General features: G+C 73.4%; 16 protein-coding genes. 7 read left to right on the top strand and 9 right to left on the bottom strand.

What is annotated here, in order from left to right:
- Window positions 1-35: 35 nt before the first annotated feature.
- The gene (locus tag EV374_RS20265; RefSeq protein ID WP_132237672.1) at window positions 36-815 is read right to left on the bottom strand and encodes an endonuclease/exonuclease/phosphatase family protein; all 780 of its coding nucleotides are present in this window, start codon (window positions 813-815) and stop codon (window positions 36-38) included.
- A gap of 198 nt (window positions 816-1,013) precedes the next feature.
- Here EV374_RS20265 and EV374_RS20270 point away from each other — a divergent pair, with 198 nt between their 5' ends.
- On the top strand, window positions 1,014-1,787 hold the full coding sequence (locus EV374_RS20270) for a sulfite exporter TauE/SafE family protein (protein ID WP_486485869.1): 774 nt from the start codon (window positions 1,014-1,016) through the stop codon (window positions 1,785-1,787).
- 42 nt (window positions 1,788-1,829) lie between these two features.
- Here the strand turns inward: EV374_RS20270 and EV374_RS20275 are convergent, their stop codons facing one another.
- The gene (locus tag EV374_RS20275) at window positions 1,830-2,441 is read right to left on the bottom strand and encodes a malonic semialdehyde reductase (RefSeq protein WP_132237674.1); all 612 of its coding nucleotides are present in this window, start codon (window positions 2,439-2,441) and stop codon (window positions 1,830-1,832) included.
- Between the two features lie 100 nt (window positions 2,442-2,541).
- On the opposite strand from EV374_RS20275, the gene EV374_RS20280 reads away from it, so the two are divergent.
- Window positions 2,542-2,910: a winged helix-turn-helix transcriptional regulator gene (locus EV374_RS20280; RefSeq protein ID WP_132237676.1), complete on the top strand. Its 369-nt coding sequence runs from the start codon at window positions 2,542-2,544 to the stop codon at window positions 2,908-2,910.
- A gap of 54 nt (window positions 2,911-2,964) precedes the next feature.
- On the top strand, window positions 2,965-3,741 hold the full coding sequence (locus EV374_RS20285; protein WP_132237678.1) for a GNAT family N-acetyltransferase: 777 nt from the start codon (window positions 2,965-2,967) through the stop codon (window positions 3,739-3,741).
- A gap of 52 nt (window positions 3,742-3,793) precedes the next feature.
- Here the strand turns inward: EV374_RS20285 and def are convergent, their stop codons facing one another.
- The gene (gene def, locus EV374_RS20290) at window positions 3,794-4,303 is read right to left on the bottom strand and encodes a peptide deformylase (RefSeq protein WP_132237680.1); all 510 of its coding nucleotides are present in this window, start codon (window positions 4,301-4,303) and stop codon (window positions 3,794-3,796) included.
- Window positions 4,304-4,313: 10 nt separating this feature from the next.
- The gene (locus EV374_RS20295; RefSeq protein ID WP_132237682.1) at window positions 4,314-5,102 is read right to left on the bottom strand and encodes a TetR/AcrR family transcriptional regulator C-terminal domain-containing protein; all 789 of its coding nucleotides are present in this window, start codon (window positions 5,100-5,102) and stop codon (window positions 4,314-4,316) included.
- A 73-nt stretch (window positions 5,103-5,175) separates the two neighbouring features.
- Between EV374_RS20295 and EV374_RS20300 the strand changes: the two genes are divergently transcribed.
- Entirely contained in the window at window positions 5,176-6,159 is a 984-nt protein-coding gene (locus EV374_RS20300) for an ATP-binding cassette domain-containing protein (protein WP_132237684.1), read from the top strand.
- Window positions 6,156-6,974, top strand: coding sequence for an ABC transporter permease (locus EV374_RS20305; RefSeq protein WP_132237686.1), 819 nt, complete (start codon window positions 6,156-6,158; stop codon window positions 6,972-6,974). The genes EV374_RS20300 and EV374_RS20305 overlap by 4 nt, the downstream gene beginning before the upstream one ends.
- 21 nt (window positions 6,975-6,995) lie before the next feature.
- On the opposite strand, the gene EV374_RS20310 is transcribed toward EV374_RS20305, so the two are convergent.
- From EV374_RS20310 to EV374_RS20320, 3 genes are all read right to left on the bottom strand, one after another.
- On the bottom strand, window positions 6,996-9,695 hold the full coding sequence (locus tag EV374_RS20310; protein WP_207914391.1) for a hypothetical protein: 2,700 nt from the start codon (window positions 9,693-9,695) through the stop codon (window positions 6,996-6,998).
- A 113-nt stretch (window positions 9,696-9,808) separates the two neighbouring features.
- Window positions 9,809-11,425 carry a hypothetical protein gene (locus tag EV374_RS20315; RefSeq protein WP_132237688.1) on the bottom strand — a complete coding sequence of 539 codons (1,617 nt, stop codon included), beginning with the start codon at window positions 11,423-11,425 and terminating at the stop codon, window positions 9,809-9,811.
- Window positions 11,426-11,457: 32 nt separating this feature from the next.
- Complete coding sequence (locus EV374_RS20320) at window positions 11,458-12,036, bottom strand: MarR family transcriptional regulator (RefSeq protein ID WP_132237690.1); 579 nt, start codon at window positions 12,034-12,036, stop codon at window positions 11,458-11,460.
- A gap of 50 nt (window positions 12,037-12,086) precedes the next feature.
- Here EV374_RS20320 and pip point away from each other — a divergent pair, with 50 nt between their 5' ends.
- Window positions 12,087-13,046: a prolyl aminopeptidase gene (gene pip, locus EV374_RS20325; protein WP_132237692.1), complete on the top strand. Its 960-nt coding sequence runs from the start codon at window positions 12,087-12,089 to the stop codon at window positions 13,044-13,046.
- Between the two features lie 72 nt (window positions 13,047-13,118).
- Here pip and EV374_RS20330 read toward each other — a convergent pair whose 3' ends face one another.
- Window positions 13,119-14,816, bottom strand: a complete 1,698-nt coding sequence (locus EV374_RS20330; RefSeq protein WP_132237694.1) for an L-lactate permease — start codon at window positions 14,814-14,816, stop codon at window positions 13,119-13,121.
- 129 nt (window positions 14,817-14,945) lie between these two features.
- On the bottom strand, window positions 14,946-16,148 hold the full coding sequence (locus EV374_RS20335) for a chorismate-binding protein (protein WP_486485865.1): 1,203 nt from the start codon (window positions 16,146-16,148) through the stop codon (window positions 14,946-14,948).
- A 123-nt stretch (window positions 16,149-16,271) separates the two neighbouring features.
- On the opposite strand from EV374_RS20335, the gene EV374_RS20340 reads away from it, so the two are divergent.
- Window positions 16,272-16,472, top strand: coding sequence for a DUF5999 family protein (locus EV374_RS20340; protein WP_132237698.1), 201 nt, complete (start codon window positions 16,272-16,274; stop codon window positions 16,470-16,472).
- The last annotated feature ends 43 nt before the right edge of the window (window positions 16,473-16,515 follow it).

Consider the following 16,515-nt stretch of genomic DNA (forward strand, 5'->3'; position numbering starts at 1 on the left):
GGTGAGGGGTGTGGTCTCCCCCGCCGGGTGTGCGGTCAGCCGAGGTCGACCAGGAGGGGGCGGTGGTCGGAGATGGTGGACAGGGGGGTGTGTACGGCGGTGACGGGTGGCAGCTGGTCGAGGCCGTGGCGGTCGGCGAGGATGTGGTCGAGTTGGACGCGGGGCTGCCCGGCGGGGTAGGTGGGGCGGCGGCCGAGGGGGCGCCAGCCGGTGAGGAGTCGGGCGGGGCCGGCGGGCAGGTTGAGGTCGCCGAGGAGGATGCGTGGGGCGGGCAGGGTGCGTAGGGCGCGGACGGTCTGGCGGAGTTGGTGGGCGTTCCAGCCGGGGACGAAGGACAGGTGGGTGGCGGCGACGGTGAGCCGTCCGTGTGGGGTGTCGAGGACGGCGGCGAGGACGACGCGGGGTTCGTCGCGCAGGAGGATGAGTCCGCCGCGGGGGCCGGGGACGTAGACGGGTGAGCGTACGGGGGCGGGGCGCAGTCGGGTGACCTGCCAGGTGTGGACGTGGTGGCGGGTGACGAGGCCTACGCCGTAGCAGGGTTCGCCGTGTCCGTCGTCGTCGTGGGTGAGGGGGCGGAACTGTTCGCCGGGGGTGCCGACGACGGCGGCGGCGAATCGGTGTTCGCCGGCGTCGAGGGCGCGGGCGGCGATGGCGGTGAGGTCGAGTTTGCCGCTGCGGCTCTGGTCGCGGTCGACTTCCTGTAGGGCGAGGACGTCGGCGTCGAGGGCGGTGACGGCGGCGGTGAGCCGGTCGGGGTCGACGAGTCCGTCGGCGAGGGAGCGGCCGTGCAGCAGGTTGAAGGTGGCCAGGCGCACGCTTGCACCCTACGTGGCCGTGGGAGGGTTGCCGGGTGTTGAAGGTGTTGTTGTGCTCGGTGCTGTTGTTCGTGGCGTTGTCGGCGGTGGGTCTGTGGCTGCGTCGGGTGCGGGGTCGGTGATCTGGGGTTCTGGTGAGGCTGGACACAGGCGGCGTCGTGGGGTGGGTGGTGGTGGGCAGAATGGCGGCCCGTGGATGTGGATCCCCTGTCGTTGACGACCCTGCTCGCCGCTGCCGCGATGGCTGGTTGGATCGACGCCGTGGTGGGCGGTGGTGGACTGCTGTTGTTGCCGGTGTTGATGGTGGCGGCGCCGGGGATGCCGGTGGCGTCGGCGTTGGCCACGAACAAGTTGACGGCGATCGCGGGTACGACGACGGCGGCGGTGACGTACGCGCGGCGTACGAAGATCGACTGGGCGGTGGCGGGGCCGGCGGCGGGGTTGGCGATGTGTTGCGCCGGGGTGGGTGCGGCGTTGGCGGGGGCGGTGCCGGCGTCGGCGTACCGGCCGGTGGTGCTGGTGGTGTTGGTGTCGGTGGCGGCGTTCGTGGTGTTGCGTCCGCGGTTGGGGGTGGTGGCGCAGCCGCATCGGCGTACGCGGGTGCGGGTGGGTGTGGCGGTCGCGGTGGCCGGGGTGGGTATCGCCCTGTACGACGGGCTGGTGGGTCCGGGTACGGGGACGTTCCTGGTGGTGGCGTTCACGGCGCTGGTGGGGGCGGACTTCGTGCACGGCTCGGCGATGGCGAAGGTCGTGAACGTGGGCACGAACCTGGGGGCGTTGGCGGTGTTTGCGGCGACGGGGCACGTGTGGTGGTTGCTGGGGGCGGCGATGGCGGTGTGCAACATCGCGGGGGCGGCGTTGGGGGCGCGGATGGCGTTGCGGCGTGGCTCGGGTTTCGTGCGGGTGGTGTTGTTGGTGGTGGTGCTGGCGTTGGTCGGCAAGTTGGGCTTCGACCAGTGGGTGGCGGCCTGACGGGTCGCCACCCACTGGTCGTCTCCCCCGTTGGTCGCCGGGTCAGGCGTGTCGGACGACGTCGGTGTAGTCGAGGCGGGGCAGGCGGGGGAACCAGGCGTTCTCGCCGGGGCGGCCGATGTTGACCACGAGCAGGGTCTTCCAGGTGCTGTCGGCGAAGAATTCGCGGTCGACGGCGGCGGCGTCGAAGCCGGCCATGGGTCCGGCGGCGAGGCCGGCGGCGCGGACGGCGAGCAGGAAGTAGCCGATCTGGAGGGTGGCGTTGAAGCGGGCCATGCGCTCGCGTGCCTCGGGCTTGTCGGCGAGGTCGTCGCGCATCTGGGGCCGGATGGGGAAGACCTGCGGGATGAACTCGTGGAAGTCGGTGTCGGCGGCGAGTACGGCGACCATGGGGGCGCTGGCGGTCTTGGCCTTGTTGCCTTCGCTCATGTGCGCGACCAGGCGGGTGCGGGCGTCGCCGGGGCGCACGTAGAGGATGCGCAGGGGCTGGGTGTTGGCGGCGGTGGGCGGGAACTTGGCGAGTGCGAAGATCGCCTGGAGTTGTTCGTCGGTGACCGGCTCGTCGGTGAAGGTGTTGGCGGTGCGGGCGTCGGTGAACAGCAGCGCCTGGGCCTCGGGGTCCAGGTGGATCAGGGGCGAGTGGACGTCGGTCATCGGGGTGTCTCCATCGAATCGGCTGGTTTGCTTCGGCTACGGTAGCAGCTAGCTTTTTACTAGTCCCTTGTTCGTGGGGTGTCCGCCGTATCCTGGGGTCATGACGGTCAGGCCACAGGTGGGCGAGACGCCCCGCACGTGTGACGGGGGCGTCGCCCGGGCCTTCGCGTTTCTCGGCAAGCGGTGGAACGGCATGCTCCTGAGCACCCTCGCCGACGGGCCGGCCGGCTTCGCCGAGCTGGCCCGCGCCCTGCCCGGGATCAGCGAGTCGGTGCTCTCCGACCGGCTGGGCGAGCTCGTGCGGGTCGGGCTGGTCAGCCGCAGCGTCCGGCAGGGCCCCCCGGTGGGGGTGAGCTACGAGCTCACCGGGCCGGGCGCGGCACTGCTGCCGGTGCTCGACGCGTTGGGCCGGTGGGCGCACGAGAACCTTCCCGCCGAGCCGGCGGCGGCCACCCCGCCGGGCTGCTGAGCACGCCCGGCGACCGGGCGGAGCGTCCCGCGCCGGGTGTGTGATCATCGGCGGATGCCGGTACGCGCCGAACACGACCGGACCGTCCTGGCCGCGCTGCTCGGGCGGGACCCGGTGCTGCACGCGTACCAGCTCGGTGACCTGGACGACTTCTTCTGGCCGTACACCTCCTGGTTCCGCCGCGACGAGGAGGTGGCGTTGCTCTACCACGGCGCGGACCCGCCCACGTTGCTGGCGTTCGCGGCCCCGCCACGGGTGGACCGGCTGGCGACGCTGCTGCGCCAGCTGGCGCCGGTGCTGCCGGCCCGCCTGTGGGCGCACCTGTCCCCCGGCCTGGAGCCGGCCCTGGCCGGGGTGTTCCGGATGGACGCGGCCGGCCCGCACCACCGGATGGCGCTGACCGATGCGGCGCGGCTGGACGCGGTGACCCCGGCGGGATCGGTGCTGGGCGCCGGCGACCTGCCGGCGCTGCGCCGGCTGTACGAGGTGGCCTACCCGGGCAACTGGTTCGACCCGCGGATGCTCGACACCGGCCAGTACGTGGGCGTGCGCGACGGCGGTGAGCTGGTGGCGGTCGCCGGGGTGCACGTGTTCTCCCCCACGTACCGGGTGGCGGCGCTGGGCAACGTGACCACCCATCCCCGGCTGCGCGGGCGGGGGCTGGCCGGTGCGGTGGTGGCCGCGCTGTGCCGGCGGCTGCGCGAGCACGTCACGCACGTGACGCTCAACGTGAAGGCGGACAACGCGGCGGCGTTGCGGCTCTACGGGCGGCTGGGCTTCACCCGGGTGGCCGACTACGGCGAGTACGCGCTGCGCGCCCACGACAGCTGAGCGCCCACGGTCGGCCGGCCGGGTGCGACGTCCCCGGCCGGCCGGGACAGGGTCAGCCGCGGCGGCTGGGCGAGTCGAAACGGCCGGCGCGGATCTCCCGCAACGCCTTGCGGCGGGTGTCGCCGCGCAGGGTGTCGACGTAGAGGCGCCCGGCGAGGTGGTCGGTCTCGTGTTGCAGGGCCCGGGCGAGGAAACCGCTGCCGGAGATGGTCAGCGGCTCGCCGTGCTGGTCGAAGCCGCGGGCGGTGGCGTGCAGGGCGCGCGAGGTCGGGAAGTAGAGGCCGGGGATGGACAGGCAGCCCTCGTCGTCGTCCTGCAACTCCTGCGACAACTCCAGCGTCGGGTTGACCAGGTGGCCGCGGTGGCCGTCGGCGTCGTAGACGAACACCTGGGCGTTGACGCCGATCTGGGGGGCGGCGACGCCGGCGCGGCCGGGGGCGCCGAGCAGGGTGTCCATCAGGTCGGTGACCAGGGCGCGCAGTTCGGCGTCGAAGCTGGTGACGGGCTCGCTGGGGGTGCGCAGCACGGGGTCACCGATGATCCTGATGGGGCGCATCGTCATGTCGGCCAGGTTATCGCTCGCCGGTCCTGGCGGCGGCGTCCGGGCGGGTGGCGACGAGGACCTCGATGCCGTCGAGGATGCGGGCCAGGCCGAACTCGAAGGCGCCGTGGGGGTTGGCGGCGGCCTGGTACTCCTGGCCGGCGGCGGTGCCGACGCGGGCGGCGAGGGGGTAGCGGCGCGGGTCGAGGGCCTTCTCCAGGTAGGGGGCGTGGGCCTGCCACCACTGCTGCTCGGTCATGCCGGTGCGCGCGGCGGCCTGGGCGGCCTCCACGGCGCTGCGTACGGCGCCGTGCACGTAGCCGGAGACGAGGGTGACGACGGCGTCCATCTCCAGGTCGGTCAGGCCGATGCCGTCGACGGCGCGCAGTTCGTACTCGTAGCGGGCGATGACGTTGGGGCCCAGCGGGGGGCGGGTGGTGGCGACCTGCAGCAGCCAGGGGTGGCGCAGGTAGAGCGCCCAGGTCTCGCGGGCGACGTGGGTGAGCCGCTCCCGCCAGCCGCCGGGCACGGTGTCGGGGCGGGCGGTCTCGCCGTAGACGGTGTCGAGCATGACGTCGAGCAGTTCGCCCTTGCCGGGGACGTAGGTGTAGAGGGACATGGTGCCGACGCCGAGGCGTTCGGCGACGCGGCGCATGGACAGGGCGGCGAGGCCCTCGGCGTCGGCCACCTCGATGGCGGCGCGCACGATGCGGTCCACCGACAGGTCGGGCCGGCCCTTGCGGCTGGTGCGTTCGCGGGTACGCCAGAGCAGGGCGAGGCTGCGCGCGGGGTCGCCGGTGCCGCTGTACTCGGTCGTCATCCCGGCACTGTATCGTCCGCCGTACCGTATGCCGTACGGTACGGCGTACGAGTCGAGTGGATGGAGGGCGCGGATGTACCACGACGGACCGGCCGTCGAGGCGGAGGGGCTGCGCAAGCGCTACGGCGGCACGCAGGCCCTCGCCGGCCTCGACCTGACGGTGCCCGCCGGCACCGTGTGCGGCCTGCTCGGCCCCAACGGGGCGGGCAAGACCACGGCGGTACGGGTGTTGAGCACCCTGTTGCGGCCCGACGCCGGTGCGGCGCGGGTGGCCGGCGCCGACGTGCTGCGCCACCCCGAGCGGGTCCGCGCCCGCATCGGCCTGGTCGGCCAGCACGCCGCGCTCGACGAGGTGCTCAGCGGCCGGCAGAACCTGGTCCTGTTCGGCCGGCTGCACCACCTCGGCGGCACGCGGGCCCGCGCCCGGGCCACCGACCTGCTCGCCCGCTTCGACCTGACCGACGCCGCCGACCGGCCGGTCGGCACGTACTCCGGCGGGATGCGCCGTCGCCTCGACCTCGCGGCGAGCCTGATCCTCGACCCGCCGGTGCTCTTCCTCGACGAGCCCACCACCGGCCTCGACCCGCGCGCCCGGGCGCAGGTGTGGGACGCGGTGCGCCGGCTCGTCGCCGGCGGCACCACCGTGCTGCTGACCACCCAGTATCTGGAGGAGGCCGACCAGCTCGCGCACACCGTCCGGGTCGTCGACGCCGGGCGGGTCGTCGCCGACGGCACCCCGGAGCAGCTGAAGACCGCGCTCGGCGGCGACCGCGTCGACGTCGTGCTGACCCGCGCCGACGACCTGGACCGGGCGGTACGCGTCGTCGGCGCCGCCGTCGCCGCGACCCCGCTCGTCGACGCGGCGGGCCTGCGCCTCAGCGTCGCCGTCACCGGGCGGGTGGCCGCGCTGGGCGCCGTGCTGCGGGCCCTCGACGACGCCGGCCTCACCGCCGCCGACGTCGCGGTGCGCCGACCCACCCTCGACGAGGTGTTCCTGCGGCTCACCGACCGCGACTCCCCCAGCATCCGCCCCGCCGAGGACAGGGTGGGCGCATGAGCACGACGGGTGTGCGCCCCACGCCGCAGCGCCTGCGCTGGGCCGTCGCCGACACCGTCACCCTCACCGGCCGGGCGCTGGCGCACTGGCGGCGCCAACCCGGGCAGTTCGTCGTCGGGCTGCTCTTCCCGGTGCTGATGGTGCTGATGTTCGGCTACCTGTTCGGCGGTGCGATGAGCGTGCCCGGCGGCGGCGACTACCGGGAGTTCCTGCTGCCCGGCATGTTCGCCATGACGGTGCTCTTCGGCATCGAGTCCACGTACGCGGCCGTGGCCACCGACACCGCGCGCGGCGTCACCGACCGGTTGCGGTCCCTGCCGATGACGCCCTCGGCGGTGCTCACCGGCCGGGCCGCCGCGGACCTGCTGCACTGCGCCGCCGGCCTGGCCGTCATGCTGGTCTGCGGGGTCGCCGTCGGCTGGCAGTGGCGGGCGGGGGCACCGGCGGCGCTGGCCGCCGTCGGGCTGCTCCTGCTGCTGCGCTTCGCCCTGATCTGGGTCGGCATCAACCTGGCGCTGGTGCTGCGCGCACCCGGGTCGGTGGTGGTGCTGCAGATCCTGGTCTGGCCGGTCGGGTTCACCTCCAACGCGTTCGTCTCCCCCGACACCATGCCCGGCTGGCTCGCCGCCGTGGCCGGGTACAACCCGCTGTCGGCGACCGTCGCGGCCTGCCGGGAACTGTTCGGCAATCCCGGCTGGGGCGGCGAGTCGTTCGCCGCGCAGCACGCCGTCGCGCTCGCCGTGGCCTGGCCGCTGCTGCTGACGGCCGTGTTCGGGCCCCTGGCGGTACGCCGGTACCGCGGGCTCGGCCGGTGACGGGCACCCGAGCCGGTGGCGTCACAGCTGCTGGCCGGTCCTGGGGTCGTAGCTCACCTCGACCGCCACCACCTGGTCGGTGGGCAGCACCTCGATCCACTGGTCGAAGATCTCGTACGGGGCCGCCGGGCGGAAGCCGCCGTCGAGCGGGTCGAACCCGGTCTCGAAGACCTTCTCGGCCACGAGGGTGTTGGCGATCTGCGTGTTGTCCTTCTGCAACGTGAGCGCGAGGATGTTCAGGACCTGCCCGACCGTCTTGTTCCGGTACTCCTCGGGATCGCCCTCCTGGAACGGGTAGGCCAGCCCCAGCGCCGCCTGCCCCTCCACGTTGGCCTGCTTGAGCCACTCCAGCGCCGCCTGTTCGCGCCCGGGTCGTACCGGCAGGACCGCCTTGGCCCAGGCGGCGTTGAGGAACTCGTTGCGGCGCGCGTCGCCGTCGGCCTGGATCAACCAGCCCAGTGAGCTTCCCGAGGGGGCCGGCTGGGTCTGCTCGGTGATGAGGTAGTTCACCCGCCACTCGTCGGAGACCGTGCCGTCCGGATTCATCGCGTTCGTCTTGTCGGTGTGGGAGTACCAGGTGACGACCGTCCGGTCCGCGAGGACGCCCGGGTCCCGCACCGGGTACCTGCCGAGGCTGCTCTGGGTGGGCGGGGAAGGCCCCGGCGGGGTGGTGGGCGGCGGGGTGACCTCGCGGGGTCGCCAGTAGTCCGGTGCCACGAAGTACAGCATCTCGTCGACGTCGAAGATCTGCCGGAGCAGTTCCGAGCCCAGATACAGGTCCGCGAACAGGTCGAACGGCTTCAGCTTCTGGATCAGGCTGCCGTAGATCGCCTGGCGTTCCTCGGTGCGCAGGTCCTGCGACGGCCGTGGGCGCATGGCGCTGAGCAGACCGAGCCGGTCCCGCACGGCCGAGGCGTACGCCGTGCGTTGCAGCTCCGCCACCTGCGCCTGGTAGGCCTTCAACTCCTCGTGGTACCGGTCGTGGGCGTCGTTGGTCTGTGGTGGGTCCCACGTGACGTCGAAGGTCAGGCTTATCGGGCTGAGGTCGCCCGAGTTGAAGAACTTCGCGAAGACCGCGAAGCCGGTCTGCTCCTGGTTGGTGCGGATCAGGTCGGGCACGAACGCGCGGCCCGGTGCGACGGAGACGAGTCGCGCGTCCTTCAGCTTGTAGCCCCGCTCGGGTGGCGACGGCGTGAAGTCGATGCGGGCCACCGCGTGGATGGCGTTGTCGTGGTCGGTGATCCCCTCGGCGTCCGGAGGGGAATGGTGCACGAATTCCATGTTCGCTTCCGGCGGGTCCTGGGTGGCCCGCACCTTGCGGATGGGGAACGTCCCGGTGAACGGGGTCGTCCTGGCCACGAGCGGCGGTGGCGGCTCCGGCTTCCGCAGGGCGGTGAGGTCCGGCGCCGCGACGAGGTGCACGAGATCCCCCAGGCCCAGGTTGCGGCCCGGCGTGGGCAGGTACACCTGCCAGCACAGCCGCCCGCCGATGTGCTGCACCTGCACACCGACCTTGCGCATCTTGCGCCGCAGCTCGTAGTTCACCAGCTTGCCGGTGGTGTTCTGCACGAGGTAGCGGCGGCTGGACAGGTCGGTGCTCTCGGTCACCGTCTTGAACGTCGTCTTGTAGTTCCTCTTGATCTCGCTGGTGACCTTCGCGCTCTGCGTACGGGAGTGCTTGTGGGTCTCCTCCGAGGACCGCTTCACCGTGGCGTTCAGGCTGAAGCTGGCGCTGGCGTCCGCGTGGTAGACGCCGACGTTGGCGCCGCCGGAGGCGCTGATGCCGAGCTTGGTGTCGTTGGCGTTGTCCTCCTTGACCGCGTTGGCGATGTCCTCCTGCTCCGTCAGGCTCTCCTCGACCTTGCGGGTGGTCTCCTCGAACTGCTCGGCGGTCTTCTCGACCAGGGTGCGCCGCGTGCTGGTCTCGACGAGTTCCACGGTGCCGCCGGGGCTGAGCCACAGGTGCCCGGCGGGCGGGCCGAGGAACGTGTCGAACTCGAAGAAGTACTGCCGGAAGAGATTCACCAGCCCGACGGGCGAGAGCACCCCACGGATCGGGGCGTCGAAGTGCTCCGCCAGGGAGGTGAGCGCCGCGTCGTCGAGGGTGCTCGCGGCCTCGGCCCTGGCGAACGACTCGTGGTCGAGGTCCAGCAGGGCGCGGTCGGTGGCGCCGTGGGCGACGCGCAGCGCGTTCTGCATGCCGAACCAGCCCGCCAGCGGCTGGTAGATGCCGAACAGTTCGCTGGCGTACGGCAGGGTGCCGGCGAACGCGGTCAGGGGCCGGCCGGTGTGCACCGGCGGGCCGTTGACGGGCGCGGTCAGCACCTGCGCCGGAGCCGACGGGCCGCCGGGGACGGTGGCGAAGGGCAGCGGAGTCGGCGACTGGCCGGTGACCAGCTTGACCAGCAGCGTCTCGGCCGTGGCCTCGGCGGCCGGCGCGACGAACGAGATGGTCTGCGTGCCCGCCGAGCTGGTGACCCGGCCGGCGTACTGACGCGACGAGCCGGCCTCGCGGATGAGGAACATGTTGGCCAGCGCGGGGGTGTTCGGGAATTCGCTGGGGTCCCGGACGTCCATGTCGCGCGGCAGACCGAGGGCGATCCGCTGGTTGGCCGGGATCTCCCCGGGCGGGTTGGGCTCGATCGTGTAGGACCAGAGCCGGTAGCCGGGGTCGGCCCCGGCGACGGCAGCCTTGCCGCTGAACGTGACGGTGATCGCCATGATGCCCCTTCGGCCGATGCGCGGGGGGTGACGCCCGGATCGTACGACCGGTGACGGGCTCGCATCCTGCCGTAATCGGATGTCCGTCTGTCCTGTTCCGCCGCGCGGGCGGCCTAGGGACGCGTCGCCGTCGCCCGGCCGAGGGTGGTCATCGACAGGGCGTGCGAGAACCCGATCCGGGGGATGGTGTGGTGCGGGTCGAGGAACACCGGCAGCTGCGGTCCCGAACTGCCGTCCACGTACGGGTTCGACACCCGCAGGTCCGTCCAGCGGGCGTTCTGCAGCAGCCGCGCCCAGAACGTGCCCCGTGCCGGTGGCGTCGGACGGTCGAGGTCGAGGCCACCGCCGCGCAGGTCCCTCCACACCGGATGGGGGTCCGTCAGCGGGTCGGGCGGGCCGGTGTCGCCCGAGTGGTAGCTGCGTACGACCCGGCCCGGGTCGTGGTTGAACCACACCCGCAGCAGGTCGAGGTAGGCGCGCCAACCGCCGGTGCCGCTGTGGTGGCCGTCGAGGTCCCACACCTCGCGAAACGCGCGGCCCCACTCCCGCCGGCCGTCGGTGCCGCCACCCATCGGCACGCCCCAGAGCGTGGAGTTGAGCCCCACGGGAAAGGTGAGGTCGGACATGAGGGCCTTGACCGCGCCCATGCCCTGGCTGAAGCCGGCGACCGCCACCTGCCCGACGCCGGGCACCGCGCCGAAGTCGGCGGAGTAGAGCGGCGGGAAGATCGTCCGCAGGTTGGGCCCGGCCAACTCGTGCGCGGTGGCGTCGGGCCTGCGTAGCCCGAGGCTGCTGGTGCGGCACTGCCGGTGCAGGAACACCGCGACCTCACGCAGCATCCGCAGCAGCCCCTCGCCGGTCGCGAACGGGCCCCACTGCCCCTGCGGGAACAGCGGCATCACCAGCACCGAGCGGTTGCCCCAGCCCAGCGACTGGAAGGCGAAGAAGGCCTCGTCGAGAAGGTACTTCCGGGCCAGGTTCAGGTATTCCTGAAGTGGCGCCGCCGCGTTGACCAGCCCGTACGGGTACCGGGCGGTGTAGTCGCCGGTGCTGGGGCTGCAGTAGACGACGAAGTCCAGACTCGTGACGGGCCTGGGGTCCGGCAGGTTCGGCGACACCACGGCGACGACGAACCTCGGTTCGGACTGCGTCGCGGCGTACTCCAGGAAGTGGAACCGGCTCAACGCCGCGATGTTGACCTTGACCTCACGTTTCTCGCCGAACCGGTCCCAGCCCGCGTCGGTCTCGGCGGCGGCTGCCGGCTTCAGCAGCTCCCGGTTGGCCTGGCGGAACGTCAGCGTGTTGTTGTAGTGCCCCGCGTACGTGTGGATCTTCGGGTTGTTGGGCCAGCCCACGACCCGCGCGGCCCTCGGGTCGCGCCCCCTGCTGGCCATGATCCGCGCGACGTCGGCATCGGACAGCGTGACGACCGGCGACGGATCCATCCGCCCGAGCGTCACGGTCATCGTCACGTCGTCGCCGGAGACCGCGCGGCGGGCGAGGGAGTTGTCCCACGTCGCGGAGCGCAGGTCTCCGGTGAAGGTCACCCGCTCGGCGACGTACGCCGGATGGCTGACCCGGATCTGCGGCACCGTCGGCTGCTGGGACACGACGGTGCTCCAGCGCCCGGCCCCGTCCGTGGTCCCCTGTCCCCCGTCGAGCACGACGAGCGCGCCGGGCACCGCGCCGAGGTTGGCGTCGACCACGCGGACGGTGAGGGTGATGGCCACCGGCACAGTCTGCAACCGCAGGCCGGTGCACGTCAGGACAAATTGCCGACATCGGGTGCGGAGCCGGCACGCGGGGCCTGCGGGTGGGTCGGCCGCCGTCGGTGTGGTGCGGCCGGCGGCGGCCCCGGGTCCGGGGAGGGCGGCAGGCCCGCGTCGGCGATGCGTTGGCGCATGGGCCGTCGGCGCACCGCGGCGAGGACCTCGTGCAGCACGTCGGCCAGCGGCACCGTCAGTTCCGTGTCCAGTTCGCGGATCGCGGCGGTCGTCGCCGCCCACTCCGCCTCGATCAGTGGAAGCAGCTCGCGGGCCCGGTCGCTGAGGTGCACGATGCGCTGCCGGGCGTCCGCCCCCGCGGTCAGCTCGACCAGGCCGGCGCGGGCCATCTGCGCGACGGTCTGGCTGGCCGCCGAGTGGGTGACCCCGACCCGGCGGGCCAGGTCGCGGATGGGCAGTGGGCCGTCGGCGACCAGCACCCGCAGCGGTGGCGAGAACCGGGGCCGGTAGTCGGGCAGGCCCCGCTCGGCGTAGACCGTGGCGACGTCGCCGTCGAGCACGTCGAGCACGTGCCGAAGCAGTGTGCCCAGGGCCTCACGTTCAGGTACGGCTGTCACTCCGCTAATGTAACAGCGCTGTTGTATCCATGATCACGAAGGGGACGACGATGGCGCAGCGGTACCCCCCGATCGAGCCGTACGCGCACGGGATGCTCGACGTCGGCGACGGACAGCGCGTGCACTGGGAGACCTGCGGCAACCCGGACGGCAAGCCCGCCGTGGTACTGCACGGCGGGCCCGGCTCCGGCTGCACGCCCGGCTGGCGGACCCTGTTCGACCCGGCCCGCTACCGGGTGGTGCTGTTCGACCAGCGCGGCTGCGGCCGCAGCACCCCGCACGCCGCCGACCCGGACGTGGACCTGTCCACCAACACCACCGACCACCTGATCGCCGACATCGAACTGCTGCGTGGACACCTCGGCGTGGACCGCTGGCTGGTGCTCGGCTCCTCCTGGGGCGCCTCCCTCGCCCTGGCGTACGCGCAGCGGCACCCGCGACAGGTCAGCGAGCTGGTGCTGTTCAGCGTGACCGCCGGCACCCGACGGGAGATCGAGTGGCTCACCCGGGACATGGGGCGGATCTTCCCCGCCGAGTGGGCGCGGTTCCGCGACGGCGTGCCGCCGGCCGAGCGCGACGGCGACCTGGCCGACGCGTACGCCCGGCTGCTGGCCGACCCGGACCCGGCGGTGCGCGAACGGGCGGCGCGGCAGTGGTGCGACTGGGAGGACACCCACGTCGCCACCGCCCCCGGTCACCGGCCCGACCCCCGCTACGACGACCCGGTGTTCCGGATGCTGCTCGCCCGGCTGGTCACCCACTACTGGCGTAACGGATGCTTCCTGCCGGAGGGGCAACTGCTGCGCGAGGCGGGGCGGCTGGCCGGCATCCCCGGCGTGCTGCTGCACGGCAGGCTCGACATCAGCAGCCCGCCGGAGGTGGCGTGGCAGCTGGCCCAGGCCTGGCCCGACGCCCGGCTGGAACTGCTGGAGACCGCCGGGCACGGCTCCGCCAACGGCATGGCGGAGCGGGTCGTGGCGGCGCTGGACGACTTCGCCCAGCGTCGCTGACGAAGCACCGCGCACCTGAAGCCCCCGCCGACGAGCCGCCACTGCCAGGACGCGAGGCGCCGGCGGCGCCGGCTACGGCACCATCCAGGACAGCAGGGGCGTCGCCTGCAACCCGACCAGCACACACATCAGGGCGAGCAGCAGCACGCTCGGGCCGAACATCCGCCGGAACAGGTCGCCCTCGCGGCCGGTGAGGCCGACCGCCGCGGCGGCGATCGTGAGGTTCTGCAAGCTGATCATCTTGCCGAGGGTGCCGCCGGAGGCGTTGGCCGCGGCCAGCAGGACCGGATCGAGGCCGGCCCGCTGCGCCGCGGCCACCTGGAGCGCGCCGAACAGGGAGTTGGACGACGTGTCCGAGCCGGTCAGGGCGACGCCGAGCCAGCCGAGCACCGGCGCCAGCACGGCGAAGAGTCCGCCCGCGCCGGCCATCCAGACGCCCAGCGTGGCGACCTGCCCGGAGGCGTTCATGGTGAACGACAGCGCCAGCAGCCCGACCACCGTCAGCACGGCCCACCGCAGCTCGAACAGGGTGCGCCCGTAGAGCCCGACGGCCTCGCGCGGCGGCACCCGCAGCAGCGCCACGGTGATCAGGCCGGCCACCAGCAGCAGCGATCCGGGGGCCGCGAGCCAGGCGAACCGGAACGTCGTCAGCGGTGACGGGGCACCGGAGGCGGTGACGACGTGCAGTCCGGGCCAGGAGACCGCGAGCGTGCCGGCGTCGAGCAGCCGCTTGACGGCCGGCACCTGGGAGACGGCGAAGACCGCCACGATCGTCGCGTACGGCGCGTACGCCCGCCAGCGCGACCCTGCCGGCGCGTCGGGCTCCGACAACCCACCGGCGTCGGGCTCCGACAACCCACCGGCGTCGGGCTCCGACAACCCACCGGCGTCGGGCTCCGACAACCCACCGGCGTCGGGCTCCGGCGGCCCGCCGCCGACCGGCACGGGGACCGTCCGCCGCACCACGCCACGGCGGACGACGAGCAGCAGGACGCCCGCGCCCGCGAACGCGGCGGTGATGTCGGCGAGGGCGGCCGTCAGCCAGTTCGCCGTGACGAACTGCGCCACCGCGAACGCGCCGCCGCACGCCAGCGCCGGACGCCACAGCTCGCGTACGCCCCGGCGGCCGTCGGCGACGGCGAGCAGGACCAGCGGGACGACGACCGCGACCACCGGGACCTGCCGGCCGGCCATCATGCCCAGTTCCGTGGCGGGCAGCCCGGTCACGCCGGCGAGGGTGGTGATCGGCAGGCCGAGGGGCCCGAAGGCGGCCGGCACCGTGTTGCCGACCAGCGCCACGGCGGCCGCCCGCAGCGGGGTGAAGCCGAGGGCCAGCAGCATGACCGTGGTCACGGCGACCGGCGTGCCCTGCCCGGCCAGGGCCTCGAGCAGCGACCCGAAGCAGAACGCGATCACCAGGGCCTGCACGCGGCGGTCGTCGCTGATCCGGGCGAAGCCCAGCCGCAGCGTGTCGAAGTGCCCCGTGTGCACGGTCAGGCGGTGGATCCAGATCGCCGTGCCGAACGTCCAGACGAGCGGGAAGAGGGCGAACGTGGCGCCCTGACCGGCGGCCAGCAGCGTCTGCGGCAGCGGCATCCCCCACAGCCACCAGGCCAGCACGACCGCCACGCCCAGCGCACCCAACGCCGCCACCCACGCCCGCGTACGCACGACTCCGAGCAGCACGAACAGGGTGAGCAGGGGCAGCGCGGCACAGGCGGCACTCAGCGCGAGCGACCCACCGACGGGTTGCAGGGGTTGCTGGTACATCGGGACCGCCTCGGCTGCGCACGCCCCTGGGCCGGGTGGCGTGGAGTACGGCCCATCTCACCGGACGCGGCCGGCGCGGCGCCTCTTCCAACGTGCGCAGCCCGGCGGGTGCGCCCATCGACCGGGCGTTCAGCCGCCGGCGAGCGCGGCGCGCACCGGGGCGGCCTTCGCGGCGGCCTCGGCGACCTCGGCGTCGGGATCGCTGCCCCACGTGATGCCCCCGCCCGCCCACACGTGCACCCGCTCGGCGTCCACGGCGGCGGTGCGGATGGTCAGGCCCAGGTCGATGCGGCCCGGGGCCACCCAGCCGAGCGCGCCCATGCTGGCACCCCGGCCGACCGGCTCCAGCGCGGCGATGCGGTCGAGGGCGGCGAGCTTCGGAGCACCGGTGACCGAGCCGCCGGGGCAGACCGCGCGCAGCAGGTCCGCCAGGCCGAGCCCGTCGGCGACCGCCGCGGAGACCGTCGACTCCGCCTGCCACAGGTCGCACCACCGGCGTACGGCGAACAGCTCGTCGACGCGCACGCTGCCGGTGCGGGCGAGGCGGGCCAGGTCGTTGCGTTCCAGGTCGACGATCATCACGTGCTCGGCGCGCTCCTTGGCGGAGGCGAGCAGTTCGGCGCGGCCGGCGGCGGTGGCCGGCCGGGTGCCCTTGATCGGCCTGGTGATCAAGCGCCCGTCGGTCAGCTCCACCAGGGTCTCGGGGCTGGCGCAGCCGATCGCCCAGCCCGCTCCGGCGAGGGTGCCGCCGTAGCGGGCGCCGGGCAGCGCGGCCAGCCGGCTCAGGGCCGGCAGGGGGTCGCCGGTGTAGCGGGCGGCGGCGTGGCCGACGACGTTGACCTGGTAGACGTCGCCGCGGCCGATCGCCGCGCGGACCGCGCTGACGGCGTCGGCGTGCTGACGGGGCGTCCAGCTCTCCGCGAAGGTGCCGCGCCACCAGGGGCTGGCGGGGCTGGCGGCGTCTGCGCCGGGCGGCGTGCCCGGGCCGTGGCCGTAGACGACCACGACGACCTCGGGAAGCCCGGCCACGGGGTTGGCGGCGCCGGCCGGCGCGCCGACCAGGGCGGCGCCGGCGGCCGCGGAGACGTAGAGAGCGGCCCCGCACACCCCGGCCGGGTCGTGGCGGCCGGCGGGGCGGGCCAGGTCGCGCAGCGGCAGGCCGTGCGCGGCGAGGAACTCCTCGGCCCGTGCCGCCGGGTCGCCGCCGTCGGCGGGCCGCCACTGCCAGCGGGCCCGCTCGACGAGCGTACGGCGGCAACCGGTCGGCGCTCCCGGCGCGCCGACCGTCAGCCCTGGGAGCGTGTCCACGCCGTCCGGCCCATTGTGCCTCATCCGTTCAGTGGATTTCGGAAAAACGACGCGCATACCTGCTCGATGCCGGCCACTTTCGCTTGGTACTGTGCGTCACTGGTCATGTGAACCATGACACAGTGCCCCCACAGTCCGGAGAACCCGATGTGCCAGCACCAACCCACCTGCCCCTCCGCCGAAGCGACCGACCGGGACGCCGCCCGAGTCCTCGCCTGCTTCCCTGAGCAGGGCTGGAGCCTGCTCTGCAACGGTGTCATCCTCTTCGAGGACACCGGCGAACTCCTCCCCGACGGCAGCAGCATCGCCCCCCACCGCGGCCCCGCCCGACACGCCCTCGTCGCCTGACCCCTGTCACGCTGCGTCACGCCTTTTACACTCGTCGATCTGA

Source organism: Micromonospora sp. CNZ303, assembly GCF_004345505.1.